The organism is Streptomyces sp. CS113 (assembly GCF_002188365.1).
Classification (GTDB): domain Bacteria; phylum Actinomycetota; class Actinomycetes; order Streptomycetales; family Streptomycetaceae; genus Streptomyces; species Streptomyces tendae.
Genome location: NZ_KZ195574.1, coordinates 2,521,300 through 2,547,554 on the forward strand (window position 1 = coordinate 2,521,300; position 26,255 = coordinate 2,547,554).

At 71.7% G+C, this 26,255-nt stretch carries 24 protein-coding genes; 10 read left to right on the forward strand and 14 right to left on the reverse strand.

Annotated elements, in window-relative coordinates; translation table 11 throughout:
* Nucleotides 1-99: 99 nt before the first annotated feature.
* Nucleotides 100-1,434, forward strand: coding sequence for a 4-aminobutyrate--2-oxoglutarate transaminase (gabT, locus tag B9W62_RS10775; RefSeq protein WP_087806979.1), 1,335 nt, complete (start codon nt 100-102; stop codon nt 1,432-1,434).
* Between the two features lie 421 nt (nt 1,435-1,855).
* On the opposite strand, the gene B9W62_RS10785 is transcribed toward gabT, so the two are convergent.
* The gene (locus B9W62_RS10785; protein WP_256976273.1) at nt 1,856-2,689 is read right to left on the reverse strand and encodes a tetratricopeptide repeat protein; all 834 of its coding nucleotides are present in this window, start codon (nt 2,687-2,689) and stop codon (nt 1,856-1,858) included.
* 44 nt (nt 2,690-2,733) lie between these two features.
* Between B9W62_RS10785 and B9W62_RS10790 the strand changes: the two genes are divergently transcribed.
* The gene (locus B9W62_RS10790; RefSeq protein WP_179235423.1) at nt 2,734-3,438 is read left to right on the forward strand and encodes a phosphatase PAP2 family protein; all 705 of its coding nucleotides are present in this window, start codon (nt 2,734-2,736) and stop codon (nt 3,436-3,438) included.
* Here the strand turns inward: B9W62_RS10790 and B9W62_RS10795 are convergent.
* The 8 genes from B9W62_RS10795 to B9W62_RS10830 all read right to left on the reverse strand — a co-directional run bounded on the left by B9W62_RS10795 (nt 3,377) and on the right by B9W62_RS10830 (nt 13,118).
* Nucleotides 3,377-5,209 carry a chitinase gene (locus tag B9W62_RS10795; RefSeq protein WP_087806983.1) on the reverse strand — a complete coding sequence of 611 codons (1,833 nt, stop codon included), beginning with the start codon at nt 5,207-5,209 and terminating at the stop codon, nt 3,377-3,379. The genes B9W62_RS10790 and B9W62_RS10795 overlap by 62 nt on opposite strands.
* A 97-nt stretch (nt 5,210-5,306) precedes the next feature.
* Nucleotides 5,307-5,765 carry a hypothetical protein gene (locus B9W62_RS10800; protein ID WP_087806984.1) on the reverse strand — a complete coding sequence of 153 codons (459 nt, stop codon included), beginning with the start codon at nt 5,763-5,765 and terminating at the stop codon, nt 5,307-5,309.
* Between the two features lie 127 nt (nt 5,766-5,892).
* Nucleotides 5,893-7,320 carry an NAD(P)/FAD-dependent oxidoreductase gene (locus B9W62_RS10805; protein ID WP_087806985.1) on the reverse strand — a complete coding sequence of 476 codons (1,428 nt, stop codon included), beginning with the start codon at nt 7,318-7,320 and terminating at the stop codon, nt 5,893-5,895.
* Nucleotides 7,321-7,368: 48 nt separating this feature from the next.
* Nucleotides 7,369-8,169 carry an ABC transporter permease gene (locus B9W62_RS10810; protein ID WP_087806986.1) on the reverse strand — a complete coding sequence of 267 codons (801 nt, stop codon included), beginning with the start codon at nt 8,167-8,169 and terminating at the stop codon, nt 7,369-7,371.
* Nucleotides 8,170-9,099, reverse strand: coding sequence for an ABC transporter permease (locus B9W62_RS10815; protein ID WP_087806987.1), 930 nt, complete (start codon nt 9,097-9,099; stop codon nt 8,170-8,172).
* Nucleotides 9,099-10,265 carry an ABC transporter ATP-binding protein gene (locus B9W62_RS10820; RefSeq protein WP_087811850.1) on the reverse strand — a complete coding sequence of 389 codons (1,167 nt, stop codon included), beginning with the start codon at nt 10,263-10,265 and terminating at the stop codon, nt 9,099-9,101. The genes B9W62_RS10815 and B9W62_RS10820 overlap by 1 nt, the downstream gene beginning before the upstream one ends.
* A 5-nt stretch (nt 10,266-10,270) precedes the next feature.
* Nucleotides 10,271-11,518, reverse strand: coding sequence for a polyamine ABC transporter substrate-binding protein (locus tag B9W62_RS10825; RefSeq protein ID WP_087806988.1), 1,248 nt, complete (start codon nt 11,516-11,518; stop codon nt 10,271-10,273).
* A 64-nt stretch (nt 11,519-11,582) separates the two neighbouring features.
* Nucleotides 11,583-13,118 carry a gamma-aminobutyraldehyde dehydrogenase gene (locus tag B9W62_RS10830; protein WP_087806989.1) on the reverse strand — a complete coding sequence of 512 codons (1,536 nt, stop codon included), beginning with the start codon at nt 13,116-13,118 and terminating at the stop codon, nt 11,583-11,585.
* Nucleotides 13,119-13,320: 202 nt separating this feature from the next.
* Between B9W62_RS10830 and B9W62_RS10835 the strand changes: the two genes are divergently transcribed.
* Nucleotides 13,321-13,917: an NADAR family protein gene (locus B9W62_RS10835; protein WP_179235424.1), complete on the forward strand. Its 597-nt coding sequence runs from the start codon at nt 13,321-13,323 to the stop codon at nt 13,915-13,917.
* Between the two features lie 96 nt (nt 13,918-14,013).
* On the opposite strand, the gene B9W62_RS10840 is transcribed toward B9W62_RS10835, so the two are convergent.
* Both B9W62_RS10840 and B9W62_RS10845 read right to left on the reverse strand, forming a co-directional pair.
* Complete coding sequence (locus B9W62_RS10840; RefSeq protein ID WP_256976276.1) at nt 14,014-14,139, reverse strand: hypothetical protein; 126 nt, start codon at nt 14,137-14,139, stop codon at nt 14,014-14,016.
* Between the two features lie 57 nt (nt 14,140-14,196).
* Entirely contained in the window at nt 14,197-14,901 is a 705-nt protein-coding gene (locus B9W62_RS10845; RefSeq protein ID WP_087811851.1) for a DUF4190 domain-containing protein, read from the reverse strand.
* A gap of 163 nt (nt 14,902-15,064) precedes the next feature.
* Here B9W62_RS10845 and B9W62_RS10850 point away from each other — a divergent pair, with 163 nt between their 5' ends.
* From B9W62_RS10850 to B9W62_RS10860, 3 genes are all read left to right on the forward strand, one after another.
* Nucleotides 15,065-16,126 (forward strand): adenosine deaminase, encoded by a 1,062-nt coding sequence (locus B9W62_RS10850; RefSeq protein ID WP_087806991.1) that lies wholly within the window; start codon nt 15,065-15,067, stop codon nt 16,124-16,126.
* 30 nt (nt 16,127-16,156) lie between these two features.
* Nucleotides 16,157-16,867 carry a glycerophosphodiester phosphodiesterase gene (locus tag B9W62_RS10855; protein WP_087806992.1) on the forward strand — a complete coding sequence of 237 codons (711 nt, stop codon included), beginning with the start codon at nt 16,157-16,159 and terminating at the stop codon, nt 16,865-16,867.
* 149 nt (nt 16,868-17,016) lie between these two features.
* Nucleotides 17,017-18,231 (forward strand): serine hydrolase domain-containing protein, encoded by a 1,215-nt coding sequence (locus B9W62_RS10860; RefSeq protein WP_087806993.1) that lies wholly within the window; start codon nt 17,017-17,019, stop codon nt 18,229-18,231.
* A gap of 89 nt (nt 18,232-18,320) precedes the next feature.
* Here the strand turns inward: B9W62_RS10860 and B9W62_RS10865 are convergent, their stop codons facing one another.
* The 3 genes from B9W62_RS10865 to B9W62_RS10875 all read right to left on the reverse strand — a co-directional run bounded on the left by B9W62_RS10865 (nt 18,321) and on the right by B9W62_RS10875 (nt 21,693).
* Complete coding sequence (locus B9W62_RS10865; protein WP_087806994.1) at nt 18,321-18,869, reverse strand: HXXEE domain-containing protein; 549 nt, start codon at nt 18,867-18,869, stop codon at nt 18,321-18,323.
* Between the two features lie 12 nt (nt 18,870-18,881).
* Nucleotides 18,882-20,081 carry a polyamine ABC transporter substrate-binding protein gene (locus tag B9W62_RS10870; RefSeq protein WP_087806995.1) on the reverse strand — a complete coding sequence of 400 codons (1,200 nt, stop codon included), beginning with the start codon at nt 20,079-20,081 and terminating at the stop codon, nt 18,882-18,884.
* 172 nt (nt 20,082-20,253) lie between these two features.
* On the reverse strand, nt 20,254-21,693 hold the full coding sequence (locus tag B9W62_RS10875; protein ID WP_087806996.1) for a gamma-aminobutyraldehyde dehydrogenase: 1,440 nt from the start codon (nt 21,691-21,693) through the stop codon (nt 20,254-20,256).
* A gap of 165 nt (nt 21,694-21,858) precedes the next feature.
* On the opposite strand from B9W62_RS10875, the gene B9W62_RS10880 reads away from it, so the two are divergent.
* The 4 genes from B9W62_RS10880 (at nt 21,859) to B9W62_RS10895 (ending at nt 26,207) form a co-directional block, all read left to right on the forward strand.
* Nucleotides 21,859-22,374: an Lrp/AsnC family transcriptional regulator gene (locus B9W62_RS10880; RefSeq protein WP_003973369.1), complete on the forward strand. Its 516-nt coding sequence runs from the start codon at nt 21,859-21,861 to the stop codon at nt 22,372-22,374.
* A gap of 2 nt (nt 22,375-22,376) precedes the next feature.
* Nucleotides 22,377-23,750 carry an aspartate aminotransferase family protein gene (locus B9W62_RS10885; protein ID WP_087806997.1) on the forward strand — a complete coding sequence of 458 codons (1,374 nt, stop codon included), beginning with the start codon at nt 22,377-22,379 and terminating at the stop codon, nt 23,748-23,750.
* A gap of 205 nt (nt 23,751-23,955) precedes the next feature.
* The gene (locus B9W62_RS10890; RefSeq protein ID WP_087806998.1) at nt 23,956-24,732 is read left to right on the forward strand and encodes an ABC transporter ATP-binding protein; all 777 of its coding nucleotides are present in this window, start codon (nt 23,956-23,958) and stop codon (nt 24,730-24,732) included.
* Nucleotides 24,714-26,207, forward strand: a complete 1,494-nt coding sequence (locus B9W62_RS10895) for a hypothetical protein (protein ID WP_087806999.1) — start codon at nt 24,714-24,716, stop codon at nt 26,205-26,207. The genes B9W62_RS10890 and B9W62_RS10895 overlap by 19 nt, the downstream gene beginning before the upstream one ends.
* The last annotated feature ends 48 nt before the right edge of the window (nt 26,208-26,255 follow it).

The following is a 26,255-nucleotide window of genomic DNA, read 5'->3' on the forward strand; positions in this document are numbered from 1 at the left end:
TCCTAGCCTGCGAGAAAAGAAGGCAAGCGTCCGTAAGATCCCGCGGATCCCGCAGGCACCCCAGGCCCCGCGGATCCGGCACGACCCCAGGAGCCCCCCATGACCGCACTTCCGCAGGAGCGCCGTGTCGTCACCGCCATTCCCGGCCCGAAGTCGCAGGAGTTGCAGGCCCGCCGTACGGCCGTGGTCGCGCAGGGTGTGGGCTCCACGCTGCCGGTCTTCGTGGCGCGGGCCGGCGGCGGTGTCATCGAGGACGTCGACGGCAACCGGCTGATCGACTTCGGTTCCGGCATCGCGGTGACCTCCGTCGGCGCCTCCGCCGAGGCCGTCGTACGCAAGGCGTCCGCGCAGCTCGCCGACTTCACCCACACCTGTTTCATGGTCACGCCGTACGAGGGCTACGTCGCCGTCGCCGAGGCGCTGGCCGAGCTGACGCCGGGCGACCACGCGAAGAAGTCCGCGCTGTTCAACAGCGGCGCCGAGGCCGTGGAGAACGCGGTCAAGATCGCGCGTGCGTACACCAAGCGGCAGGCCGTGGTGGTCTTCGACCACGGGTACCACGGCCGGACGAACCTGACGATGGCGCTGACGGCGAAGAACATGCCGTACAAGCACGGCTTCGGCCCGTTCGCGCCCGAGGTGTACCGGGTGCCGGTCGCCTACGGCTACCGCTGGCCGACCGGTGCCGAGAACGCCGGTCCTGAGGCCGCCGCGCAGGCGATCGACCAGATCAGCAAGCAGGTCGGTGCCGAGAACGTGGCCGCGATCGTCATCGAGCCGGTGCTCGGCGAGGGCGGGTTCATCGAGCCGGCCAAGGGCTTCCTGCCGGCGATCAGCCGGTTCGCGAAGGACAACGGCATCGTCTTCGTCGCGGACGAGATCCAGTCCGGCTTCTGCCGCACCGGCCAGTGGTTCGCCTGCGAGGACGAGGGCATCGTCCCGGACCTGATCACGACGGCGAAGGGCATCGCGGGCGGTCTGCCGCTGTCCGCCGTCACCGGCCGCGCCGAGATCATGGACGCCGCGCACTCCGGCGGTCTGGGGGGCACCTACGGCGGCAACCCGGTGGCCTGCGCGGGCGCGCTCGGGGCCATCGAGACGATGAAGGAGCTGGACCTCAACGCCCGGGCGAAGCACATCGAGGCGGTCATGAAGTCCCGCCTGTCCACCATGGCCGAGAAGTTCGACGTCATCGGCGACGTCCGGGGCCGCGGCGCGATGATCGCGATCGAGCTGGTCAAGGACCGCGACACCAAGGAGCCGGACCCGGCGGCGACCGCCGCGCTCGCCAAGGCCTGCCACCAGGAGGGCCTGCTGGTCCTGACCTGCGGCACCTACGGCAACGTGCTGCGCTTCCTGCCCCCGCTGGTCATCGGCGAGGACCTGCTGAACGAGGGGCTCGACATCATCGAGCAGGCCTTCGCCCGCGTCTGAGGCGGCCCTTCGTTCGCGCCCGAGTACGAGTGCGGAACACGCGTCCGAGCCGTGTTTCGCACGTCTGGCGGGGCCACCGGCAGAGCGTGTGAAGAACGTGTGCGAGGTGGATGTCAGGACGCCGATGGCCCTGTCCTGAGCGCACCCCCTGCCGTAGGTTCTACGCAGATGAGAGATACACCCGCCCACAGGGGACTGTGGGCGGATCATCAGGACGAGGCTTCCCCGGCTTCGACCTGGTCGTGCCTCGCGCACACAACCGGAGCCCACGGGTTCCGGCTTCCTCACCGATCGGACGGTCGCTCGCCCCAAACCCCCCGGGGCGCGCGGCGTTCCGGTCAGGACGGCCGCCTCGGCACTCGGGACGGTGGTTCACCGAAGGGCCGGCACACTCCCCCCCTTGTGCCGGCCCTTCGGTGTGTCACTCGCCCGGTTCCTCTCGGGCTTCCTCGCCCGGCTCCTCCCCGGTGATGCGGGCGAGCAGGGCTCGGGCCTCGGCGGTGCGCGGATGGGCCGGGTGCAGCCGCCGTTCGCAGTCGGCCAGCGCACGCCGTACGGCGTCCTCCGCCTCGGCGCGGCGGCCCAGGCCGTGCAGCGCCTCGGCGGTGACCAGGTCCGGGTAGCCGCCGGCGTAGCGGGGCGGCCGGGGCGGGCTCCGGCGGACCTCCGCCAGCGCCTCCTCGTAGCGGCCCTGTCCGTTCAGGCTGCGCGCCAGCGTGGTGTTCAGGACACCGGCGGCGGGTCCGTTCGCGCGCGGCAGGTTGCCGCGGGCCACGGCTTCCGCCTCCTCGTGCCGGGCCAGCCCGCACAGCACGACGGCCAGGTGCCCGAGGGTGTTGACCTCCAGTTTCGCCACCGGGGCGCGGTGGGCGATCTGGTTCAGCTCCCGCAGGACGCCGTTCGCCTCGGTCTCCGCCTCCGCGTACCGCCGCAGGCCGGACAGGGCCACCACGCGGTTGCTGCGGGCGATCAGTCGCAGCATCCGCGCGTTGAGGCCGACCGGCTCCAGTTCCGCGATCAGCGTGTCCAGTTCGTCCAGCGCCTCGGCCATCCGGCCGTGCAGGACGGCCGCTCCCGTGGCCAGCACCCTCGCCTCCCAGTGCGGCGGACGCCTGCGCCAGGGACGCCGCGGGAGCGCGGCCAGCGCCCGGGCCTCGGCCTCGACCTCCTCGTACCTGCCCTCACCGGTCATCGCCTTCAGCCGTGCGAAGGTCTCTCCCCACTGGCTGTCCCGTGCCGTTCGTATGGTGGTCACGGGCAGTGAGACTACGGGACGGCGGGCCTGCGAAGCTGTGCGTCATGCCGGTCTCCGCCCCGCTTCGCGCACCGTCCGCCCTCGTCGGGCTGCCCCTGCTCCTCTTCGCGCTGATCACCTGGCAGGTCTTCGCCGACGGCCCGCTGGTCGGGGCGGACGAACGGCTGAGCGGGGCACTCGTCCACCCGGACCGGCTCGCCGAGCTGCTGTCCGACCTCGGCAACGTGCAGGTGGCCGTGCCCGTGCTGGTCGTGGCACTGGTGTACGTGGCGTGGCACGGGCGCACCTCGGGTGTGGCCCTGTGGTGGCTGCCGCCCCTGGCCGGGGCGCTGGCGATGGTGCTGGTGCCGGCGCTGGTCGCGCCGCTGAAGGAGTGGACCGACCGCCCCGGCACTCCGGCGGTGCCGCCCGCCACCGGCTACTACCCCTCGGGTCACACCGCGACGGCGGTCGTGGCGTACGGCGCGGCGACGCTGCTGCTGCTCGGGCGGCTGCGCTCACCGGCCGTACGCCGGGTGCTGGTGGTGCTGTGCGCCGTACTGGTCCTCGGCACCTCCTACGGGCTGGTGCGGCGGGGCTACCACTGGCCGCTGGACGTGGTGGCGAGCTGGTGCCTCGGGGTGGTGCTGCTGGCCGGGGTCCGGCTGGTGGACCGCCGGACCCCGCCCGGCCGGACCCCGCGGGACGTCAGCCGAAGTACGCGTCGAAGTTCTTCTGGAACTCCCAGTTCGCGTAACGGTCCCAGTTGATCGACCACGTCATCAGGCCGCGCAGGCCGGGCCAGGTGCCGTGGGTGGCGTACGAGCCGCAGTCGGTCTTCTTGGTCAGGCAGTTGAGCGCCTTGTTGACCTCGGCCGACGAGACGTGGCCGTTGCCGGCCTGGGTGGAGGCGGGCATGCCGATGGCGACCTGGTCCGGGCGCAGCGGCGGGAAGACGTTGTTCGCGTCGCCCGCGACCGGGAAGCCGGTGAGCAGCATGTCGGTCATGGCGATATGGAAGTCGGCGCCGCCCATGGAGTGGTACTGGTTGTCGAGGCCCATGATCGAGCCGGAGTTGTAGTCCTGGACGTGCAGCAGGGTCAGGTCGTCGCGCAGGGCGTGGATCACCGGGAGGTAGGCCCCGGCCCGCGGGTCCTGGCCGCCCCACTTGCCGGTGCCGTAGTACTGGTAGCCGAGCTGGACGAAGAAGGTCTCGGGCGCCATGGTCAGCACGAAGTCGGCGCCGTACTTGGCCTTGAGGGTCTTCACGGCCGAGACGAGGTTGACGATGACCGGGGTCTTCGGGTTCTTGAAGTCCGTGTCGTCGGAGTTCAGGGAGAGCGAGTGGCCCTCGAAGTCGATGTCGAGGCCGTCCAGGCCGTACTCGTCGATGATCGCGGAGACGGAGGAGACGAACTTGTCGCGGGCGGCGGCGGTGGTGAGCTGCACCTGGCCGTTCTGGCCGCCGATGGAGATCAGCACCTTCTTGCCGGCCGCCTGCTTGGCCTTGATCGCGGCCTTGAACTCGGCGTCGCTCTCCACGTTCGGGCACTCGGCGACCGGGCAGCGCTCGAAGCGGATGTCCCCGGAGGTGACCGAGGTGGGTTCGCCGAAGGCCAGGTCGATGACGTCCCAGCTGTCGGGCACGTCGGCCATGCGGGTGTAGCCGGAGCCGTTGGCGAAGCTGGCGTGGAGGTAGCCGACCAGGGCGTGGGGCGGGAGGTCGGAGGAGCCGCCGCCGTCGTCCGGGCGCTGGGCGGTGGTCGCCGTGACCGTGGCCGAACGCGCCGACTCGCCCGCGTCGTTGACCGCGGCGACCTGGAAGGAGTACGCGGTCGAGGGGGTCAGGCCGGACACGGTGGTGGAGGTGCCGGTGACCGTGCTGACCTTGGCGCCGTCGCGGTAGACGGCGTATCCGGTCGCGCCCGGCACCGGTGACCAGGACAGGGCGACGCTGGAGGAGGTCACCGAGCCGGTCTTCAGGCCGCCGGGTGCCGCCGGGGGCTGGCCCGTCTCGCCGCCCGGGCCGGTGAGGGAGATGTCGTCGGCGTGGTAGGCGCCGGTGCCGTACCAGCCGTGGGTGTAGATGGTGACCTTGGTGGTCGACGGGCCGGTACGGAACGTGGTGGTCAGCTGCTGCCAGGCGGGGGCGGACTGGGCCCAGGTGGAGACGTCGGTGGTGCCGGTGCCGCTCGCGCCGAGGTAGACGTAGGTGCCCTGGACGTAGCCGGAGAGCGTGTACTGCGAGTCCGGCTTCACGGACACCGTCTGGGCGCAGCGGGCGTTGTCGGCGCCCGCCGGGGTGGCCTTCAGGGCCGTCGTGCCGCTGTGGACGGGTGAGGTCACGGTGGTGCCCGCGGTACAGGTCCAGCCGTCGAGCGCGGACTCGAAGCCGCCGTTGCGGGCGAGGTCCGCGTCGGCCGCACGGGCGGCCGACGTGAGCGCGGTCAGGCCGGACGCGGCGAGGGCCGCGGCCGTGAGCAGGGTGACGAGGGGGCGGCGGGCGAGAGGTCTGGCGCGTTCCGCACGTGCGCGTTCCACAAGTGCCTCCGGACATGGGGGAGATGGGGAGGGTGGAGCGCGCCCAATTTGGTCCAGACCAATTCGGTTGTCAACCCCTTGCGCACCTCACCGCCCGTTACCCCCCGTCCTCCTCCACCGCGAGGGCCGCCGCCGCCTCGTGCATCGCCAGCTCGAGGAGCGAGGGGTCGGTGAGGGTGCCGGTCCCGTCCGGCGGGATCAGCCAGCGGGTTCCTCCGGACGACAGTCCGCCGGGGTACGGCACCACGATCCAGGTGCCGAGCCCGGCGGTCCTGATGCCGGTGCCGACCCAGCGGGCCGCCGTGCCGGCCGGCACGAAGAAGCCCGTGCGCGCGTCGCCGAAGTCGGCGAGCACCGGGCCTGGCTGGTCCAGGACGCGAGAGAGCACGTCCAGGGTCGGATAGCCGAGCCTGCTCGGCAGGATGAGCACGTCCCAGGCCTTGCCGGCCGGCAGCAGCGCGATGCCCGAGGGGTCGCGCTCCCAGTCCCGGCGGCAGGACTCGGGATCCGGTGCGACGGATGCCAGCCACGCGACCGCCGTCTTCGCACCAGGCATGTGAAACCTCCCTTTCACTCGTCGACGCGGGGTGCGTCACGAGGGAGAGGGAGGTCTCCCGGCGGCATTACGCGGGTTGCGGTACCTCGTTGGGGTGAACCGGGTCACACGGCGTACCGGAGCCGGTTCAGCTGTCGAACCCGAGCCCCAGGCGGTCCATCGTCCGCAGCCACAGGTTGCGCCGGCCGTCGTGCCGGTCGGCGCGGGCCAGCGACCACTTGGTGAGTGCGATGCCGGTCCAGGCGAAGGGCTCGGGCGGGAACGGCAGCGGCTTACTGCGCACCATCTCCAGCTCGGTCCGCTCGGTGCGCTCCCCCGCCAGCAGGTCCAGCATCACCTCGGCGCCGAACCGGGTGGCGCCCACACCGAGGCCGGTGTACCCGGCCGCGTACGCCACCCTGCCCCGGTGCGCGGTGCCGAAGAACGCCGAGAAGCGCGAGCAGGTGTCGATGGCGCCGCCCCAGGCGTGGGTGAAGCGGACGCCCTCCAGCTGCGGGAAGCAGGTGAAGAAGTGCCCGGCGAGCTTGGCGTAGGTCTCGGGCCGGTCGTCGTACTCGGCGCGCACCCGGCCGCCGTACGGGTAGACCGCGTCGTAGCCGCCCCACAGGATGCGGTGGTCGGCGGAGAGCCGGAAGTAGTGGAACTGGTTGGCGCTGTCCCCGAGCCCCTGCCGGTTCTTCCAGCCGATCGAGGCCAGCTGCTCCGCGCTGAGCGGCTCGGTCATCAGGGCGTAGTCGTAGACCGGGACGGTGTACGAGCGCACCCTGCGGACGAGGTTCGGGAAGATGTTGGTGCCGAGCGCGACCGTGCGGGCCCGGACCCCGCCGTACGGGGTGCGTACGGCCATGCCGGCGCCGTACGGCTTGAGGGTGAGCGCCGGGGTGTGCTCGTAGACCCGCACCCCGAGGGCGAGGCAGGCGCGCTTGAGGCCCCAGGCCAGCTTGGCGGGGTGGACCAGCGCCACGCCCCGCCGGTCCCACAGGCCGGCCCGGAAGGTCGGTGAGTCGACCTGTTCCCGTACGGCCTCGGCGTCCAGGTACTCGATGCCCTCGGCGAGGCCCTTGGCGCGGATCTCCTCGTGCCAGTCCTTCAGTTCGCGGGCCTGGTAGGGCTCGGTGGCGACGTCGATCTCGCCGGTGCGCTCGAAGTCGCAGTCGAGGCCGTGGCGGGCGACCGCCTCCTCGATGGCGTCGAGGTTGCGGGCGCCCAGTTCCTCCAGCGTGTGGATCTCGTCCGGCCAGCGGGTGAGGCCGTTGGACAGTCCGTGGGTGAGGGAGGCGGCGCAGAAGCCGCCGTTGCGGCCGGAGGCGGCCCAGCCCACCTCGCGGCCCTCGACCAGCACCACGTCGCGCCCCGGGTCGCGCTCCTTGGCGATCAGCGCGGTCCACAGTCCGCTGTATCCGCCGCCGACGACCAGCAGGTCGCAGGTCTCGGCGCCGGTGAGGGCGGCCTCGGGACGGGGGCGGCCGGGGTCGTCCAGCCAGTACGGGACCGGCTGGGCGTCGGAGAGGGATTTCGTCCAGTCGTTGCTGCGGCTCATGGCGCCAGGGGCCATGATTTCAACTCCCTACGAATGACACTGCTGCGAGGGCGCAGACGTGCTTCATGCCGTGCGGCGGTTTCGGCGGTTGCCGATGACCATGGAGACCAGGACGAACAGTACGGCGATCACGAACATGGCCGTACCGACGACATTGATCTGAACGGGCGTTCCGCGCTGGGCCGATCCCCAGACGAACATGGGGAAGGTGACGGTGGAGCCCGCGTTGAAATTGGTGATGATGAAATCGTCGAAGGACAGCGCGAAGGCGAGCAGCGCGCCGGCCGCGATACCGGGCGCGGCGATCGGCAGCGTGACCCGGACGAAGGTCTGGAAAGGGCCGGCGTACAGGTCCTGCGCGGCCTGCTCCAGGCGCGGGTCCATCGACAGCACGCGCGCCTTGACGGCCGTCACGACGAAGCTGAGGCAGAACATGATGTGGGCGATCAGGATCGTCCAGAAGCCCAGCTGAGCACCCATGTTGAGGAAGAGGGTGAGCAGCGAGGCGGCCATCACGACCTCGGGCATCGCCATCGGCAGGAAGATCAGCGAGTTGATCGCGCCGCGCGCGCGGAAGCGGTAGCGGACCAGCGCGAAGGCGATCGCGGTGCCGAGGGCGGTGGCGCCGAGCGTCGCCCAGAGGGCGATCTGGAGGCTGAGCGAGAGGGAACCGCACAGCCCGGCGACCCCGCACGGGTCCTTCCAGGCGTCCGTGGAGAACTGCTGCCATTCGTAGTTGAAGCGCCCGTTCGGTTTGTTGAACGAGAACACGGTGACGACGACGTTGGGCAGCAGCAGATACGCGAGGGTCAGCAGTCCGGCGATCACAACCAGACGACGCTTGAACCAGTTGACGAAGGCCATTTAAACGAGATCCTCCGTCCCCGACTTGCGGATGTAGAAGGTGACCATGGCCAGAATCGCGGCCATGAGGACGAACGAGAGCGCCGCCGCCGTCGGATAGTCCAGCACCCTGAGGAACTGGGACTGGATCACGTTTCCGATCATTCCGGTGTCCGCCGAGCCCAGCAGGGAGGCGTTGACGTAGTCGCCGGTGGCCGGGATGAAGGTCAGCAGCGTGCCGGAGACGACCCCCGGCATCGACAGCGGGAAGGTGACCTTGCGGAAGACCGTGGACGGCTTCGCGTACAGGTCCCCCGCCGCCTCGTGCAGCCGGCCGTCGATGCGCTCCAGGGAGGTGTAGAGCGGCAGGATCATGAAGGGCAGGAAGTTGTACGTCAGGCCGCAGACCACCGCGAGCGGGGTGGCCAGCACCCGGTCGCCGGAGGTCCAGCCGAGCCAGCTGGTCACGTCCAGGACGTGCAGCGTGTTCAGGGCGCCGACCACCGGGCCGCCGTCGGCGAGGATCGTCTTCCAGGCCAGGGTGCGGATCAGGAAGCTGGTGAAGAACGGCGCGATCACCAGGATCATGATCAGGTTCCGCCAGCGGCCCGCGCGGAAGGCGATGAGGTACGCGAGCGGGTAGCCGAGCAGCAGGCACAGCACGGTCGCGGAGGCGGCGTAGGCGACCGAGCGCAGGAACTGCGGCCAGTACTCGGACACCGCGTCCCAGTAGGTCGCGAAGTGCCAGGTGACCTTGTAGCCCTCCTCCAGCGAGCCCGTCTGCACGGAGGTGGAGGCCTGGTAGACCATCGGCGCCGCGAAGAAGACGACCAGCCAGAGGATGCCGGGCAGCAGCAGCCAGTACGGCGTCCAGCGGCCGCGTTTGCGCGGGGGCTTCGGCTCGGGCGCGGCCGGGGTGAGCGGCGGTGGCGCCTCGGTGAGGGTGGACATCAGGCGGCCTCGCCCTCGGCCACACCGGCGTCGATGTCCTGGGCGGCGTCCAGACCGAAGGTGTGCGCCGGGTTCCAGTGCAGGACGACCTCGGCGCCGGGCGCGAGGCGGGCGTCGCGGTCGATGTTCTGGGCGTAGACCTCGAACTCGGGGCAGGCGGCGCAGTCCACGACGTACTGGGTGGAGACGCCGATGAAACTGGTGTTGCTGATCCTGCCGGTGATGCGGTTGCGGCCCTCGGGGATGGAGCCCGCGTCGTCCGCGTGGGTGAGGCTGATCTTCTCGGGGCGGACCCCGACCAGGACCTTGCCGCCGGTCGTCGCCGGGGCGGCACACCGGGCGCCGGGCAGGACCAGCTTGCCGCCGGCCGCCTTCACGACGACGTCGTCGCCGCTGCGGGTGTCGACCTCGGCCTCGATGAGGTTGGAGGTGCCCAGGAAGTTGGCGACGAAGGTGGTGCGCGGGTTCTCGTACAGGTCGGCGGGGGCGCCCAGTTGCTCGACGCGGCCCGCGTTCATCACGGCGACCTGGTCGGCCATGGTCATGGCCTCCTCCTGGTCGTGGGTGACGTGCACGAAGGTGATCCCGACCTCGGTCTGGATGCGCTTCAGCTCCAGCTGCATCTGGCGGCGCAGCTTGAGGTCGAGGGCGCCGAGGGGCTCGTCGAGGAGCAGCACCCGGGGGTGGTTGATCAGGGCGCGGGCGACCGCGACGCGCTGCTGCTGGCCGCCGGAGAGCTGGTGCGGCTTCTTGCGGGCCTGTTCGCCGAGCTGCACCAGGTCGAGCATCTCCCCGACCTGCTTCTTCACGCTCTTGATGCCGCGCCGGCGCAGGCCGAAGGCGACGTTCTCGTAGATGTCGAGGTGCGGGAAGAGGGCGTAGGACTGGAAGACCGTGTTGACCGGCCGTTTGTAGGGCGGCAGCGCGGTCACGTCCTGGTCGCCGAGGTGGACGGTGCCGCCGCTCGGCTCCTCCAGTCCGGCGATCATGCGCAGGGTGGTGGTCTTGCCGCAGCCGGAGGCGCCGAGCAGGGCGAAGAAGGAGCCCTGCGGCACGGTCAGGTCGAGCGGGTGCACGGCGGTGAAGGAGCCGTAGGTCTTGCTGATGCCGGCGAGGCGGACGTCACCGCCGCCGTCGGTCTGGTTCTTCGTCGTGTTGGTCGTCATCGTCGTCACGCCCCGGTGAGCTTCGCGAACTTCTCTTCGTATGCCGTCTCTTCCTTCGAACTCAGGGAGCGGAAGGAGTGCGACTTGGCCTGCATGGCCTTGTCGGGAATGATCAGCGGGTTGTTCGCCGCGTCCTCGTCGATCTTCGCCAGGTCGTCCTTCACACCGTCGACGGGGCAGACGAAGTTGATGTAGGCGGCGAGTTCCGCTGCCGGGCCCGGCTCGTAGTAGTAGTCGATGAGCCGTTCGGCGTTGGTCTTGTGCCGTGCCTTGTTGGGGATCAGCATGTTGTCGCTGGACGTGACGTAGCCGCTGTCCGGGATGACGAAGTCGATGTCGGGGTTGTCGGCCTTGAGCTGGACGACGTCACCGGCCCAGGCCAGACAGGCCGCGAAGTCGCCCTTGCTGAGGTCGGACGTGTAGTCGTTGCCGGTGAAGCGGCGTATCTGGCCGCGGTCGACGCCCTTCTGGAGCCGGGCGATCCCCGCGTCGTAGTCGTCGTCGGTGAAACGCGCCGGGTCCTTGCCCATGTCCAGGAGCGTCATGCCCATGGTGTCGCGCATCTCGGTGAGGAAGCCGACCCGCCCCTTGAGCTTCGGGTTGTCGAGCAGGTCGGAGACCGTGCCGACCTCGATGCCGTCCAGTGCCTTCTTGTTGTAGGCGATGACGGTCGAGATGCCCTGCCAGGGGTAGGAGTAGGCGCGGCCCGGGTCCCAGTCGGGGTTGCGGAACTGGGGCGACAGGTTGGTGAAGGCGTGCGGCAGGTTGGCCGGGTCCAGTTTCTGGACCCAGCCGAGGCGGATCAGGCGGGCGGCCAGCCAGTCGGTGAGGACGATGATGTCGCGGCCGGTCTCCTGGCCGGCGGCGAGCTGCGGCTGGATCTTGCCGAAGAACTCGCTGTTGTCGTTGATGTCCTCGGTGTACGTGACCTTGACGCCGGTGCGCTTGGTGAACGCCTCCAGCGTGGGATGCCGACGGCCGCTCTCGTCGACGTCCATGTACTCGGTCCAGTTGGAGAAGCGGACCTGCTTCTCCTCCTTCGAGTGGTCCTCGGCGGAGACGCCGCCCTCGGTCTTGCCGGCCGCCGGGATGCCGCAGCCGCTCAGCAGGCCGAGGCCGCCGGCCGCGAGCGCGCCGCCGGTGGAGGCGCGCAGCAGCGAACGGCGGGTGAGGGCGGCCCGGCCGCTCCTGAGTGAGCGCCGCATGGCGGCCACTTGGGCCGGGGACAGGCGGTCTGGCTCGTACTGCTCCATGCGCGTGGTTGCCCTTTCGGGTGGGTCGGCCGTGGTCGGCGGCCTGGCGTGATGGCTGTCGGTCCTATCGGTCCCCGAAGACGGTGCGGTGCCAGTCCTTGGCCGCCACCGCGGTGTTGTCGAACATGACGTGCTTGACCTGCGTGTACTCCTCGAAGGAGTAGGCGGACATGTCCTTGCCGAAGCCGGACGCCTTGTATCCGCCGTGCGGCATCTCGCTGATGATCGGGATGTGGTCGTTGATCCAGACGCAGCCCGCCTTGATCTCTCGGGTGGCGCGGTTGGCCCGGTACACGTCCCGGCTCCAGGCGGAGGCGGCGAGCCCGTACGGCGTGTCGTTGGCCAGCCGGATGCCCTCGTCGTCGGTGTCGAAGGGCAGGACGACCAGGACGGGCCCGAAGATCTCGGACTGGACGACCTCGCTGTCCTGGGTGGCGTCCGCGACGAGGGTGGGCCGGTAGTAGGCACCGTCCTCGAGGTCGCCCTGGGGTGCCTCGCCGCCGCACACCACGCGCGCGTAGCCGCGGGCCCGGTCGACGAAGGCGGCGACGCGGTCCCGCTGGACGTGGCTGACCAGCGGGCCGAGGTCGGTGCCGGGTGCGAAGGGGTCGCCGACGCGGACGGTGTCCATGAGGGCGGCGGTCCGCTCGACGAACGCCTCGTACAGGGGCCGCTGCACGTACGCGCGCGTGGCGGCCGTGCAGTCCTGGCCGGTGTTGATGAGCGCGCCCGCGACCGCGCCGTGGACGGCGGCGTCCAGGTCGGCGTCGTCGAAGACGAGGAAGGGTGCCTTGCCGCCGAGTTCCAGGTGGAGGCGCTTGACGGTGGCGGTGGCGACCTCGGCGACGCGCTTGCCGACGGCGGTGGACCCGGTGAAGGAGGTCATGGCGACGTCGGGGTGGGCGACGAGGTGCTCGCCGGCCTCCCGTCCGGTGCCGCTGACGATGTTGATCACGCCGTCCGGGATGCCGGCCTCGGTCGCGGCCTGGGCGAACATCAGGGAGGTGAGCGGGGTGATCTCGGCGGGCTTGAGCACGATGGTGTTGCCCGCGGCGATCGCCGGGAGGATCTTCCAGGCGGCCATCTGGAGCGGGTAGTTCCACGGCGCGATGGAGCCGACGACGCCGATGGGCTCGCGGCGGACGTACGAGGTGTGGTCGCCGAAGTACTCCCCCGCCGACTGCCCCTGGAGGTGCCGGGCGGCTCCGGCGAAGAAGGCCGCGTTGTCGACCGTGCCCGGCACGTCGAACTCGCGGGTCAGCTTCAGCGGCTTGCCGCACTGAAGGGACTCGGCGCGGGCGAAGTCCTCGGCGCGCTCCGCGAGGACGGCGGCGAACCGGTGCAGGGCGTCGGAGCGCTCGCCCGGGGTGGCACCGGCCCAGCCGGGGAACGCCTCCCGCGCGGCGCCGACGGCCGCGTCGACGTCGTCGGGTCCGGCCAGTTCGTAGGTCAGGACGTCCGCGCCGGTCGCCGGGTCGACGACGGTGTGGGTGCGTCCGGAGGTGCCCTTCGTGAGACGGCCCGCGATGAATTGGGCCCCGTCCGCGAAGCGGTCCTGGGCCGGGAATCGGTCCTGGGTGGCGTTGCCCGGGTTGTGCATGTCGGCTCTCCTCGGTCTCCCCGTGGCGGGGGCCGGCGTGGCTCAGGCTCGATGTGAGTGCCGATCCTGACAGAGCACTAGGCCTCCAACAAGTGATTCCGTTGTTGCCATTTGGTTACGCGACGGAATCTGTCGACCAGGTGTCGAGTCGCCACGGAAAAGGACGGACGGAGTGTCAGTGGCGCGTGCCACACTCGCGTGCATGGACAAGATCACGGGGGCGGAGCAGCGGGCAGTGGAGGGCATCGACAGCCGGGAGGCGCTGGTCGCACGGGTCCGGGCGGGCGCGCGGATCAAGTACCTGTGCTTCTGGGGACACCGGCCGCTCCCGGACGGCAGGCCGGGTCCCAGCTGCCTGAGCCAGTGGTGGCCGTCGCCGTTCGCCGTGGACGGAGTGGAGTACGCGACGGCCGAGCACTGGATGATGGCCGGCAAGGCCCGGCTCTTCGCGGACGCGGAAGCCGAACGGCGGGTGCTGGCGGCCGCGCACCCCGCCGAGGCGAAGAAGGCGGGCCGGCTCGTGCGCGGCTTCGACGAGGCGGTGTGGGAGCGGGAGCGGTTCCGGATCGTGGTGGAGGGCAGCGTCCACAAGTTCGCCTCGGACCCCGCGCTGCGGGCGTATCTGCTGGGCACGGGCGGGAGAGTGCTGGTGGAGGCGAGCCCCGTGGACCGGGTGTGGGGCATCGGCCTGGCCGCGGACGACGAGGCGGCCCAGGACCCGGAGCGCTGGCGGGGGCCGAACCTGCTGGGCTTCGCGCTGATGGCGGCCCGGGAGCGACTGCGCGCGCAGGACCACTGAAAGACCGAGGGACTGAGAGACCGAGGGACTGAGAGACCGAGGGACTGAGGGACTGAGGGGCGGCCCGGGGGCTCGCCCCTCAGTACGCGGACTGGATCAGGCGACGCTCGTCGTGCTCGCGAAGGCGAGGAAGCCGATCGGCGGCAGCATCACGGGGGCGACGCCGCCGAGCACGAGACCAGCGGCCGCGGAGCCCTTGCCGGTGGCCTCGGAGTTCGACACGAACCGCTCTCCCCCGTCGGAGCGTGGCGTCGTGGAGACGACCCTGCGGGGAGAGGCTCAGCGTTCCGCCGTCACGGAGACCGGCACGGGGTGCGAGGCGCCGTAGTAGGGGTCGTCGTAGTCCGAGTCCTCGTTGATCGCCGCGGTGATCCCGACGGCGATCAGCACGATCACGGCGACTCCGAGGACGATGCCGATGATGCCCATGATGAACCCGGCCTGCGCCTGCCCGTGGTTGTTGGCCAGGCCGCTCTCCGCCTTCCGGCGGCCCTTGATCCCGAAGATCACGGCGAGGATGCCGAGCACCAGGGAGACCACGCCGTACAGGCAGAACAGCGCGCAGGCGAGGATGCCCAGCACCATCGCCGCGGTGCCGAGCCCGTTCTGCGGGGGCATCTGCATGCCCGGCCAGCCGTAGCCCTGGCCGTATCCGGGGTAGCCGTACCCGCCCGGGACACCGGCGCCGCCGGGTGCGATCGGCGGCGGGGGCACCGATGGGTCGGGGCCGGGGAACCCGGCGCCGGGCACCGCGGGGTCGGGGCCGGGGAACCCGGCACCGGGCATCGAGGTGACCGTGGCCTGGTCGTGCACGCCGGGCGGCGGCTGCCAGACCGGCGGCGGGCCGGAGGCGGGCGGCCCGGGCGGTTCCTGCGGCATCTGCGGCTGCCCGGCGCCCTTGTTCAGGGACGGCCCGCTCTCCGGGGGCGCCCAGGGATCGTGATCGCCGGAGGATGCCCCGTCCGGTCTCGTCGCGTCCGTCATCGTGTCCTGTCCCCCCGGGTCGTTCGTGCCCGCCATGCTACGGTCCCGGGCCGCCGGGCGTGAGACCGGCCTACGATGATCCCCGAACGACCGATCAGCCGATCACCCGCGCCCCACGGCCGCCCCGCGGCCCGGGTGGGGGCGCCGCCCCGGGGAGGAACCCATGACCGAGCACCTCGTCGACCCCGACGTCCCGCGTGACCTGCACGCCTTCATCGCCGGACTGCCGAAGGCCGAACTGCACGTCCACCACGTCGGCTCCGCCTCCCCGCGGATCGTCTCCGAACTGGCCGCGCGCCACCCCGACTCCAAGGTCCCCACCGACCCCGAGGCACTGGCCGACTTCTTCACGTTCACGGACTTCGCGCACTTCATCGACGTGTACCTGTCGGTGGTCGACCTGGTCCGCACCCCGGAGGACGTCCGGCTGCTGACCTACGAGGTGGCCCGGGACATGGCCCGGCAGCAGGTGCGCTACGCCGAGCTGACCGTCACACCGTTCTCCTCCACCCGGCGCGGCATCGACGAGGGTGCCTTCATGGACGCGATCGAGGACGCCCGCAAGGCGGCGGAGGCCGAGTTCGGGACGGTACTGCGCTGGTGCTTCGACATTCCCGGCGAGGCCGGTCTGGAGTCCGCGGAGGAGACGGCGCGGCTGGCCACCGACGACCGGCTGCGCCCGGAGGGCCTGGTCTCCTTCGGGCTCGGCGGACCCGAGATCGGGGTGGCCCGCCCGCAGTTCAAGCCGTACTTCGACCGGGCGATCGCCGCGGGCCTGCACTCGGTGCCGCACGCGGGCGAGACGACCGGCCCGCAGACCGTGTGGGACGCCCTCACCGACCTGCGCGCCGAACGCATCGGACACGGCACCAGCTCGGCGCAGGACCCCGAGCTCCTCGCCCACCTCGCCGAGCGGCGCATCCCGCTGGAGGTGTGCCCGACCTCGAACATCGCCACCCGCGCGGTGCGCACCCTGGACGAGCACCCGATCAAGGAGTTCACCCGCGCCGGCGTCCTGGTGACGATCAACTCCGACGACCCGCCGATGTTCGGCACCGACCTCAACAACGAGTACGCGGTCGCCGCCCGGCTCCTCGGCCTCGACGAGCGCGGACTCGCCGACCTCGCGAAGAACGGGGTCGAGGCGTCCTTCCTCGACGCACCGGGCAAGGCCAGGATCGCCGACGAGATCGACACGTACACCGCCGCCTGGCTCGCCTCCTGAGAACCGCGCCCACCGAGAGTTGCCCCCGCCATGGACACCCCGCGCGCCCTGACCGCCGTCGCCCACCGCGGCGACCCCTACCGGTACCGCGAGAACACGATCGCCTCGCTGCGTTCCGCCCTGGAGCGCGGCGCGGACGCGGTCGAGACCGACGTACGCCTCACCCGGGACGGCGTTCCGGTGCTGCTGCACGACGAGACGCTGAAGCGGCTGTGGCAGCACGAGAGGCCGCTGCGCTCCCTGTCGGCCGAGGAGGTGCGGGGGCTGACGGCGGGCAGGGTGCCGACGCTCGCCGAGGCGCTGGCCGCGACCGACGGCAGCCGGCTGATGCTGGACCTGCCGGGCGGGCCGGACGAACGGGCGGTGCGGCGCATCGTGGACGTGGTCCGCGAGTGCGGGGCGCGGGACCGGGTGTACTACACGGCGGGCGCCGCGGCGATGCTCGCCGTGCGGGCAGCCGACCCCGCCGCCGAGATCGCCATGACCTGGACCACGGCGGCACCGCCCCGGCCCGCGCTGCTGGCGGCGGTGCGGCCGCGGTGGCTCAACTACCGCTTCGGCCTGGTGGACCGGGCGCTGGCCGACCGCGTCCACGCCGACGGGCTCCTGCTGTCCGTCTGGACCCCCGACACCCGCCGCACCATGCGCCGCCTGCGCGCCCTGGGCGTCGACTCGATCACCACCAACCGCGTCGACGTGCTGTGCGCGCTGCGCGACGGCGGCTCCGCCCGCCGCCCGTAAGGGCGGTCCCGCACACGTCCCGCCGGCTGTAGGGGACTTCCCCGATCCGGGACTCGGGGCGGGTGCCCTCCTCGCAGGGGATCCGCGGGGGCTCGCGGCACGACGAGGATGATCACCGTCCTTGCCGTCCGGATCCTCTGGAGCAGTCGATGCGTGCCCGAACCGCCTCCACTCTCGCCGCCTCCCTCGTGCTCGCCCTCGCCGCCGGCCCGCTGGCGGTTCCCGCGTTCGCCGCGCCACCCTCCGACACCGCTCCCGCCACCACCGGACACGGAACGGAGGGGCCGGGCCGCTCGGACGGAACGAACGGGCCGGGCCGCTCGGACAGGCCGGACGAGGAGGCACTGCGCGCCGCCCTCTCCGACGTCCCGAACCAGCACGCCACCGCCGCCCTCGTGCGGGTCGGCGACCCGGACGGCGACTGGCACGGCAGCGCGGGCGTGCGCGACCTGACCGGTGACCGGCCGGCACTCCCCAACGCCCGCTTCCGGGCCGGTTCGATCACCAAGGTCGTCACCGCCGCCACCGTCCTGCGCCTCGCCGCGCAGGACGAGATCGACCTGGACGCGCCCGTCCAGGGCTACCTCCCCGACCTGTTCACGCCGGACTTCGAGCAGCCGATCAGCGTGCGCCACCTGCTGAACCACACCAGCGGCATCAAGCCGGGCGACGGTCTCGGCGAGGACTTCGCGGAGGTGTACGCGCACCGTTTCGAGACCCTCACCCCGCAGGAGGTCGCGGCGTCGGCGATCGCCAAGGGACCGGAGGACTTCACCCCGGGGACGCGGCAGCAGTACCTGAACATCAACTACACGATTCTCGGCCTGCTGATCGAGAAGGTGACGGGGCACTCGTACGCCTCGGTCGCCACGCGCCTGGTCCTGCGTCCGGCGGGCATGCGGCACACGTACTTCCCCGGCACCGACCCCCGTATCCGGGGCCCGCACAACCGCGGCTACCAGTCGGTGGAGCGGCCGGACGGCACGACGGAACTCCTCGACGTGACCGAGTGGAACCAGGCGGACCGCTGGGCGGCGGGCGACATGATCTCCACCACCGCCGACCTGGAGAAGCTGCTCGCCCGGCTGTTCCGGGGGAAGATCGTGCCGCAGCCGGAGCTGGAGGAGATGTTCACGACCCCGGCCGGCGTTCCGGGCGCAGAGCGGAGCGCGGGGCTGGAGTACACGGAAGTCGACGGCGAGGTCTTCTGGGGCAAGTCGGGTTCCCGCTACGGCTACAGCGCCGTCATCGGCGGCACCCGCGACCTGAGCCGCACCCTCGTCTCCTCGGTCAACTCCACGGACGCCAAGAGCGCGGGCCCGAAGCCGGTCCTCGACCGGATCACCATGGCGGCGCTGAAGTAGCCCCCGTCAGGCGCCGAGCTGAAGTGGCCCTCGTCAGGCATCGCGTTGAAGTAGCCCCCGTCGGGCAATGCGCTGAGGTAGCGCCCCCGTCAGGCGCCGCGCCCCGTCAACCGCCGCGCCACCTCGTGCGCCGCGACCGTCGCCACCCCCGCGAAGCCCAGCGCCACGGCGAGATCGCGCGGGCGGGTGGGACGCAGGACACCGGCGCGGCGCAGCCGGCGGCGGGCCCAGAGGGTGAACGGGACCACGATCAGCGGCGAGGTCGCCGACCCGGGCGTGTAGCCGCGCACCAGCCCCGACTGCGCGAGGTGGACCAGGCCGTGCAGGCCGAAGGCGTGGAGAGCGGCCTGGTAGGTGGCCGAGCGGCCGCCGGTCAGCCGTCCGGCGACGGACGCGGAGGCCACGACCGCGGCCATCGCGCCGACCGCCACCGCGAACTCCCGCCCGTCGACCGACCCGGCCCGCCGCCACACGGCCTCCGGCACACCCGGGTACCGCTCGCGCAGGGCGGGGAGGTTGCGCCGCCACCAGCCGGGCACGGTCGCCAACTCCTCGAGGTCGTGCAGCGCCCAGGCCGCCAGCAGTCCCAGCGTGACCGCGCCCCCGACCGCCTGTTCCTCGCCCGATGAATTCGTCACATGATCAGTCTGCTACACCCCCACGATCCCGTTCCACCGCTTCGCGAACTCCGTCCGCTCCCCCGCCGAGATGTCCCGCGCGATCGCGAGCCGTTCGCGCATCGCCGCGTCCGGGAAGATCAGCGGGTCCTCCGCCAGGGCCGCGGTCTCCTCGTCGCCGGAGGAGGCGAGTATGTCCCGGGCGGCGGGGACCGGGCAGACGTAGTTGACCCAGGCGGCCAGCTCGGCGGCGACCTCGGGCCGGTAGTAGTGGTCGATCAGCCGCTCGGCGTTGGCCTTGTGGCGGGCCAGGTTGGGGATCATCAGGGACTCGGCCCACAGCTCGGCGCCCTCCTCCGGGACGACGAACTCGATGTCCGGATCGTCCGCCTGGAGCTGGATCACGTCGCCCGAGTAGGCCTGGCAGGCGAGCACGTCGCCGCTGGAGAGGTCCTTGATGTAGTCGTTGCCGGTGAAGCGGCGGATCTGCCCCTTGGCGACCTGCTTCTCCACCTGGTCGCAGATCCGGTGGAAGTCGTCCGTCTGCCAGTCGGTGATGTCCACGCCGTTGCCCTGCATCAGCAGCGCGAAGGCCTCGTCCATGCCGGACAGCAGGGTGACGCGGCCCTTGAGGTCGGCCGCCCACAGGTCGGACACGTGCCGGATCTCCCGGCCGAGCCGGCGCCGGTTGTAGGCGATGCCGGTGATGCCGGACTGCCAGGGCACGGTGAACTTCCGGCCGGGGTCGAAGGCGGGCGAACGCAGCAGTGGGTCCAGGTACTCGGTGACGTTCGGCTGGCGGGAGCGGTCCATCTCCTGCACCCAGCCCAGCCGCACGAACCGCCCGCACATCCAGTCGCTGATGACGATCAGGTCGCGGTCGGTGGGCTGGTGGTTCATCAGGGACGGGCTGATCTTGCCGAAGAACTCGTCGTTGTCGTTGATCTCCTCGATGTAGTCGACGGAGATGCCCGTCTCCTTCTCGAAGGCCTCCAGCGTGGGCCGCCGGCCGGGGTGCTTGTCGTCGGTGTCGATGTAGAGCGGCCAGTTGGCCCAGGTCAGCCGCCGTTCGGTGGCGGACCGGTCGGTCGCGGCCCGGTCGCCCGGTGCGACGTACGCGGCGGGGACACCGCAGCCGGCCAGGGTGCCGAGCGCACCGAGCGCGGCGGAACCGCCCAGGCCGCGCAGCAGCGTACGGCGGGACAGCGAGGGCGTCTTCGGGAGCAGGGGCATGGCACGAGGATCCCGTCGCGCCGCCGACCGGGACAATCGACGCTGCGTCGAGCGGGTCCGGCCAGGCCCGACACCCTGTCGAGCGCGGGGAGTTCACCCCCCGGTGCACACGCGCCGCGGCCCCGGACGGAGACCGGGAGGTCCGTCCGGGGCCGCGCGCACCGCGTGGGGGTCACATGTCCAGCGACGTCATCACGTGCTTGATCCGGGTGTAGTCCTCGAAGCCGTAGCCCGACAGGTCCTTGCCGTAGCCGGACTTCTTGAAGCCGCCGTGCGGCATCTCGGCGACCAGCGGGATGTGCGTGTTGATCCACACGCAGCCGAAGTCGAGCTTCTTGGACATCCGCATCGCGCGGCCGTGGTCCTTGGTCCACACCGAGGAGGCCAGCGCGTACTCGACGCCGTTGGCCCACTCGACGGCCTGGTCCTCGTCGCGGAAGGACTGGACGGTGATGACCGGTCCGAAGACCTCCTGCTGGATGATCTCGTCGTCCTGCTTGAGGCCGGAGACGACGGTCGGGGCGTAGAAGTAGCCCTTGTCGCCGACCCGGTGGCCGCCCGCCTCGACCTTGGCGTGCGCGGGCAGCCGCTCGATGAACCCGGAGACCTGCTTGAGCTGGTTCGGGTTGTTGAGCGGGCCGTACATCACGTCCTCGTCGTCCGGCTGCCCGGTCTTGATCTCGGACGCGGCCTTGGCGAGCGCGCTCACGAACTCGTCGTGGACCGACTCGTGGACCAGCACGCGGGTGGCCGCCGTGCAGTCCTGGCCGGCGTTGAAGTAGCCCGCCTCCGAGATGCCCTCGACGGCCTTGGGGATGTCGGTGTCCTCGAAGACCACGACCGGCGCCTTGCCGCCCAGCTCCAGGTGGACCCGCTTGAGGTCCTTGGAGGCCGACTCGGCGACCGACATGCCGGCCCGCACCGAACCGGTGATGGAGGCCATCGCCGGGGTCTCGTGCTCGACCATCAGGCGGCCGGTGTCGCGGTCGCCGCACACGACGTTGAAGACGCCCTTGGGCACGATCGAGCCGATGATGTCGGCCATCAGGGCCGTGGAGGCGGGGGTGGTGTCCGAGGGCTTGAGGACGACCGTGTTGCCCGCGGCGAGCGCCGGGGCGAACTTCCACACGGCCATCATCATCGGGTAGTTCCACGGCGCCACCTGCGCGCAGACACCGATGGGCTCGCGGCGCACGAAGGAGGTCAGCCCCTCCATGTACTCGCCGGCGCCGCGGCCCTCCAGCATCCGCGCCGCGCCCGCGAAGAAGCGGATCTGGTCGACCATCGGCGGGATCTCCTCGGAGCGGGTCAGCCCGATCGGCTTGCCCGTGTTCTCCACCTCGGCCGCGATCAGCTCCTCGGCCCGCTCCTCGAACGCGTCCGCGATCTTCAGCAGGGCCTTCTGCCGCTCGGCCGGGACCAGGTCCCGCCAGGCCGGGAAGGCCGCCGCGGCGGCCGCCATCGCGGCGTCGACGTCCGCCTGCCCGGACAGGGGGGCGGTCGCGTACGCCTCGCCCGTGGCGGGGTTGACCACTTCCGTGGTCCGTCCGTCGGCGGCGTCCCGGAACTCACCGTCGATGTAATTGCGCAGACGACGCAGCTCGGTGCTCACTGCCGGCCCTCCAAGTTCGGGTGTCCAGTAACTGAGACACCCACCCTAGACGGAGTCCCGACGTTTTCAACACCCCCACCGCCCTCGGGGTTGCGATATCCGCAGATTGAAGCGACTCAGACAACGAATTTCATCGATCCGGCCTTGCGAAACTGTCGATACGTCGTGCACAGTGAAGCCGTGGCCAGTCGAAGCGCAGACCAGAAGGACTCCCGCGAGTCCAGGAACGGCGGTCCCCAGTTGGACGCCGTCTCCCTCGCCATCATCGAGCAGCTCCAGGAGGACGGCCGCCGGCCGTACGCCGCCATCGGCAAGGCCGTGGGCCTGTCGGAGGCGGCCGTGCGCCAGCGCGTCCAGAAGCTGCTCGACCAGGGCGTGATGCAGATCGTCGCCGTCACGGACCCGCTCACGGTGGGCTTCCGGCGCCAGGCGATGGTCGGCGTCAACGTCGAGGGCGACGTGGAGTCGGTGGCCGAGGCGCTGTCGGCCATGTCCGAGTGCGAGTACGTGGTGATGACCGCGGGCTCCTTCGACCTGATGGTGGAGGTCGTCTGCGAGGACGACGACCACCTCCTGGAGGTCATCAACCGACGCATCCGGGCCGTGCCCGGCGTGCGCTCCACCGAGAGCTTCGTCTACATGAAGCTCAAGAAGCAGACCTATATGTGGGGAACCCGATAATCGTGAGCACCGACAGCCCCAAGGACCTCAGCCGGACCGCGTACGACCACCTGTGGATGCACTTCACCCGCATGTCGTCGTACGAGAACGCCCCCGTCCCCACCATCGTCCGCGGTGAGGGCACCCACATCTACGACGACAAGGGCAAGCGCTACCTCGACGGTCTCGCCGGCCTGTTCGTGGTCCAGGCCGGACACGGCCGCACGGAGCTGGCCGAGGCCGCCGCCAAGCAGGCGCAGGAGCTGGCCTTCTTCCCGGTGTGGTCCTACGCCCACCCCAAGGCCGTCGAGCTGGCCGAGCGGCTGGCGAACGAGGCCCCCGGCGACCTCAACAAGGTCTTCTTCACCACCGGCGGCGGCGAGGCGGTCGAGACCGCCTGGAAGCTCGCCAAGCAGTACTTCAAGCTGACCGGCAAGCCCACCAAGTACAAGGTGATCTCCCGCGCGGTGGCCTACCACGGCACCCCGCAGGGCGCCCTGTCCATTACCGGCCTGCCCGCCCTGAAGGCCCCCTTCGAGCCGCTGGTCCCCGGCGCGCACAAGGTGCCGAACACCAACATCTACCGCGCCCCGATCCATGGCGACGACCCCGAGGCGTACGGCCGCTGGGCCGCGGACCAGATCGAGCAGCAGATCCTCTTCGAGGGCCCGGACACCGTCGCCGCGGTCTTCCTGGAGCCCGTGCAGAACGCGGGCGGCTGCTTCCCGCCCCCGCCCGGGTACTTCCAGCGGGTGCGCGAGATCTGCGACCAGTACGACGTGCTGCTCGTCTCGGACGAGGTCATCTGCGCGTTCGGCCGCCTGGGCACCACCTTCGCCTGCGACAAGTTCGGCTACGTCCCGGACATGATCACCTGCGCCAAGGGCATGACCTCGGGCTACTCCCCGATCGGCGCGTGCGTCATCTCCGACCGCCTGGCCGAGCCGTTCTACAAGGGCGACAACACCTTCCTGCACGGCTACACCTTCGGCGGCCACCCGGTCTCCGCCGCGGTCGGCATCGCCAACCTCGACCTGTTCGAGCGCGAGGGCCTCAACCAGCACGTGCTGGACAACGAGGGCGCCTTCCGCGCCACCCTGGAGAAGCTGCACGACCTGCCGATCGTCGGCGACGTCCGCGGCAACGGCTTCTTCTACGGCATCGAGCTGGTGAAGGACAAGGCCACCAAGGAGTCCTTCAACGAGGAGGAGACCGAGCGCGTCCTGTACGGCTTCCTCTCCAAGAAGCTCTTCGAGAACGGCCTGTACTGCCGTGCCGACGACCGCGGCGACCCGGTCATCCAGCTCGCCCCGCCGCTGATCTCCAACCAGGAGACCTTCGACGAGATCGAGCAGATCCTGCGCGCCACGCTGACGGAGGCGTGGACGAAGCTCTGATCGTCCCGATCATCCGCTGAGACGATCATCACCGGCCCCGGTGCGGTCCGTTCGAGTGAGAACGGCGGCCCGGGGCCGCGTGCTGTCCGGCTTCCTCCGCGGCGACTCCTTACGGTGCCCAGTGACCGATCGGCCCCGTCTTCGTTCCCCCGGAAGGGGGACGACACGACCGGGGGAATACGGATCAGAACCGAGGTGTACGCCCATGGAGGCCCCGCCGGACAACGACGTGCTCTGGGCCCGTGCCCTGCACTTCCAGCACCACGACGGCTCCCCCGCGCTGCAAGGCGTGTCGCTCGGCGTGCGCCAGGGCGAGATCCTCGCCGTGAGCGGCCCGCGCGGCAGCGGCAAGACCACCCTGCTGCGATGCCTGTCCGGACTGGTGAAGCCGCAGGACGGCGAGGTGTGGTTCAACAGCGTGCCGGTGCACACCATGGGCCCGCTCGGCCGCGAACGGCTGCGCCGCGACCGCTTCGGCTGGATCGACCCCGCCCCGGCACTCGTCCCCGAGCTGAACGCCTGGGAGAACGCCGCGCTCCCCCTCATGCTGCGCGGCACCGGCCGGCGCCGGGCCAAGACCGCCGCCCTGGAGTGGCTGGACCGGCTCGACGTCGGCGGCAAGGCACGCAGGCGCCCGCACGAGCTCCAGCAGGCCGAGCGGCAGCGCGTCTGCATCGCCCGCGCGCTCGCCGTCGCCCCGGCGGTCCTCTTCGCCGACGAGCCGACGGCCCCCCTGCACCGCGCCGACCGCGCCCAGGTCCTGCGGACGCTCACCACGGCGGCCCGCTCGCACGGCATCACCGTCCTGCTCGCCACGCACGACGCGCAGACCGCCGCCCTGGCGGACCGCACGGTGGCGCTCCTGGACGGACGGCGGGTGCGGACCGTGCACCTGCCGCCGCTCGCCGAGACCACGGTGGCCACGGGTGCCGCCGGGACTCCCGGAACGGAAGGCCGGGCGGCGTGCTCGCTCTCCGCCTGACCCGCACCGCCCACCTCGCCGTCCACCTGCGCCGCCTGCTGGTCGCGCTGGCCTCGGCGGGCACGGGCTTCCTGCTGCTGTGCGCCCTCGGCCACGCGCTGAGCCACCCGGACACCCCCGGCGCCTCCGCCCTCCGGCTGGCCTGGTGCGCGGCGCCGCTGGCCGCCGCGGTGTACCTGGCGGTGGCCGTGGCCCGCACCGATCCCGGGACCCGGCCCCGCTCGGGGCTGTCGGCGATCGGTCTGGGGCCGGGCCGGCTGATGGCCGTCTCGGCGACGACCACGGCCCTGTCCGCCGCGCTCGGGTCGGTCGCGGCCCTGCTCGCCTTCCTGTACCTGCGCGGCAGCCTGACCGGCCGCCCGCCCTCCGACCGCGTGGCGGCGGACGCCCTGGCCGTCGGGCAGACCCTCCCCGCCCCGGCCGTCCTGACCCTGCTGGTCCTCGTCCCGGCCCTCGCGTCGGCGGCGGTGGCCCACACGCTGCGGCCCCGCGATCCCCGGCCCACCACGGCGCCCGCCCCCCGCGGCTACGGCCGCTTCGGCGCGTACGGCTGGGGCAAGGCCCGCGAAACCTTCGGCGCCTACGGCCGCTTCGGCGCCCGCACCGCGCAGCCCGCCTCCGTGTCTGCGGGCAGCCAGCCCGCCTCCGTGGCTGCGGGCAGTCGTGCCGCTGGGGCGATGGAGGTGCCCCCGCTCGAGCGAAGCCGAGAGCGGGGGAGGGTGGGCGCAGGCGGCGCCCCGCACCCGCAGGCACGTGCTCCCCACCCCCCGACCTCGGCGGACGGCACCACACAGACGCTGGACGCCGCTCCCCCGGCCCCGGCGGACACCTCGCAGACACCGGACACCGCCCCCGACACCCCGGCCGGGCCGGCCCCCCGCCCCCCGAGCACCACCGCCCTCCCCTGGGGCATCGCCGTCCTCACCGCGGGCCTCACCGTCGAGACCTACACCGGCAACGCGAGCGCCGCCCCCGCCCCCGGCACCGCCCCCTCCGCCGGCGTGCTGATCGGCTGGGCCCTCACGGCCGTGGGCCTCGCCCTGGCAGGTCCCGGCCTCACCCACCTGTGCGGCCGCCTGCTCCAGGCCGCCCGCCCCGGCGCCCTGCGCCTGCTGGCCGGCCGCGTGCTCATGGAGGAGTCCCACCGCATCGGCCGCCCGCTCGGCGTCGTCGCCGCCGTCGCCGCCGCGGCCTACGTGACCGCGGCCGTGTACGACGGGGACGGCCCGGCCTTCGGCCCGCTCGGCACGCTGGGCGCCGTCCTGGTGGCCGGCTGCACGGTGGCCACCCTGCTCACCGCGGCCGTCGAGGCCAGGCACGCCCGTGCCGACACCACGGGCGCCCTGCGGCGGCTCGGCGCGCCCCCGGCGACCCTGCGCGCCGCGGCCGCCGTACGCGCCGCCGCGCTGCTCGCCCTGTTCGGTCCGCTGGTCCTGATCGTCGCGGTGCTGGCGGCGCTGCCGCTGGACCACTGACCGGCGGAAAACTTTTTCGAGAAAGTCCGCGCACCGGCGATGAGTTCC

What these genes read in the sequence shown, in the direction of transcription:
- gabT (WP_087806979.1), top strand. Translation starts at nt 100, where the DNA reads ATGACCGCACTTCCGCAGGAGCGCCGTGTCGTCACCGCCATTCCCGGC.
- B9W62_RS10790 (WP_179235423.1), top strand. Translation starts at nt 2,734, where the DNA reads ATGCCGGTCTCCGCCCCGCTTCGCGCACCGTCCGCCCTCGTCGGGCTG.
- B9W62_RS10800 (WP_087806984.1), bottom strand. Translation starts at nt 5,765, where the DNA reads ATGCCTGGTGCGAAGACGGCGGTCGCGTGGCTGGCATCCGTCGCACCG.
- B9W62_RS10805 (WP_087806985.1), bottom strand. Translation starts at nt 7,320, where the DNA reads ATGGCCCCTGGCGCCATGAGCCGCAGCAACGACTGGACGAAATCCCTC.
- B9W62_RS10810 (WP_087806986.1), bottom strand. Translation starts at nt 8,169, where the DNA reads ATGGCCTTCGTCAACTGGTTCAAGCGTCGTCTGGTTGTGATCGCCGGA.
- B9W62_RS10815 (WP_087806987.1), bottom strand. Translation starts at nt 9,099, where the DNA reads ATGTCCACCCTCACCGAGGCGCCACCGCCGCTCACCCCGGCCGCGCCC.
- B9W62_RS10820 (WP_087811850.1), bottom strand. Translation starts at nt 10,265, where the DNA reads ATGACGACCAACACGACGAAGAACCAGACCGACGGCGGCGGTGACGTC.
- B9W62_RS10825 (WP_087806988.1), bottom strand. Translation starts at nt 11,518, where the DNA reads ATGGAGCAGTACGAGCCAGACCGCCTGTCCCCGGCCCAAGTGGCCGCC.
- B9W62_RS10830 (WP_087806989.1), bottom strand. Translation starts at nt 13,118, where the DNA reads ATGCACAACCCGGGCAACGCCACCCAGGACCGATTCCCGGCCCAGGAC.
- B9W62_RS10835 (WP_179235424.1), top strand. Translation starts at nt 13,321, where the DNA reads ATGGACAAGATCACGGGGGCGGAGCAGCGGGCAGTGGAGGGCATCGAC.
- B9W62_RS10845 (WP_087811851.1), bottom strand. Translation starts at nt 14,901, where the DNA reads ATGACGGACGCGACGAGACCGGACGGGGCATCCTCCGGCGATCACGAT.
- B9W62_RS10850 (WP_087806991.1), top strand. Translation starts at nt 15,065, where the DNA reads ATGACCGAGCACCTCGTCGACCCCGACGTCCCGCGTGACCTGCACGCC.
- B9W62_RS10855 (WP_087806992.1), top strand. Translation starts at nt 16,157, where the DNA reads ATGGACACCCCGCGCGCCCTGACCGCCGTCGCCCACCGCGGCGACCCC.
- B9W62_RS10860 (WP_087806993.1), top strand. Translation starts at nt 17,017, where the DNA reads ATGCGTGCCCGAACCGCCTCCACTCTCGCCGCCTCCCTCGTGCTCGCC.
- B9W62_RS10870 (WP_087806995.1), bottom strand. Translation starts at nt 20,081, where the DNA reads ATGCCCCTGCTCCCGAAGACGCCCTCGCTGTCCCGCCGTACGCTGCTG.
- B9W62_RS10890 (WP_087806998.1), top strand. Translation starts at nt 23,956, where the DNA reads ATGGAGGCCCCGCCGGACAACGACGTGCTCTGGGCCCGTGCCCTGCAC.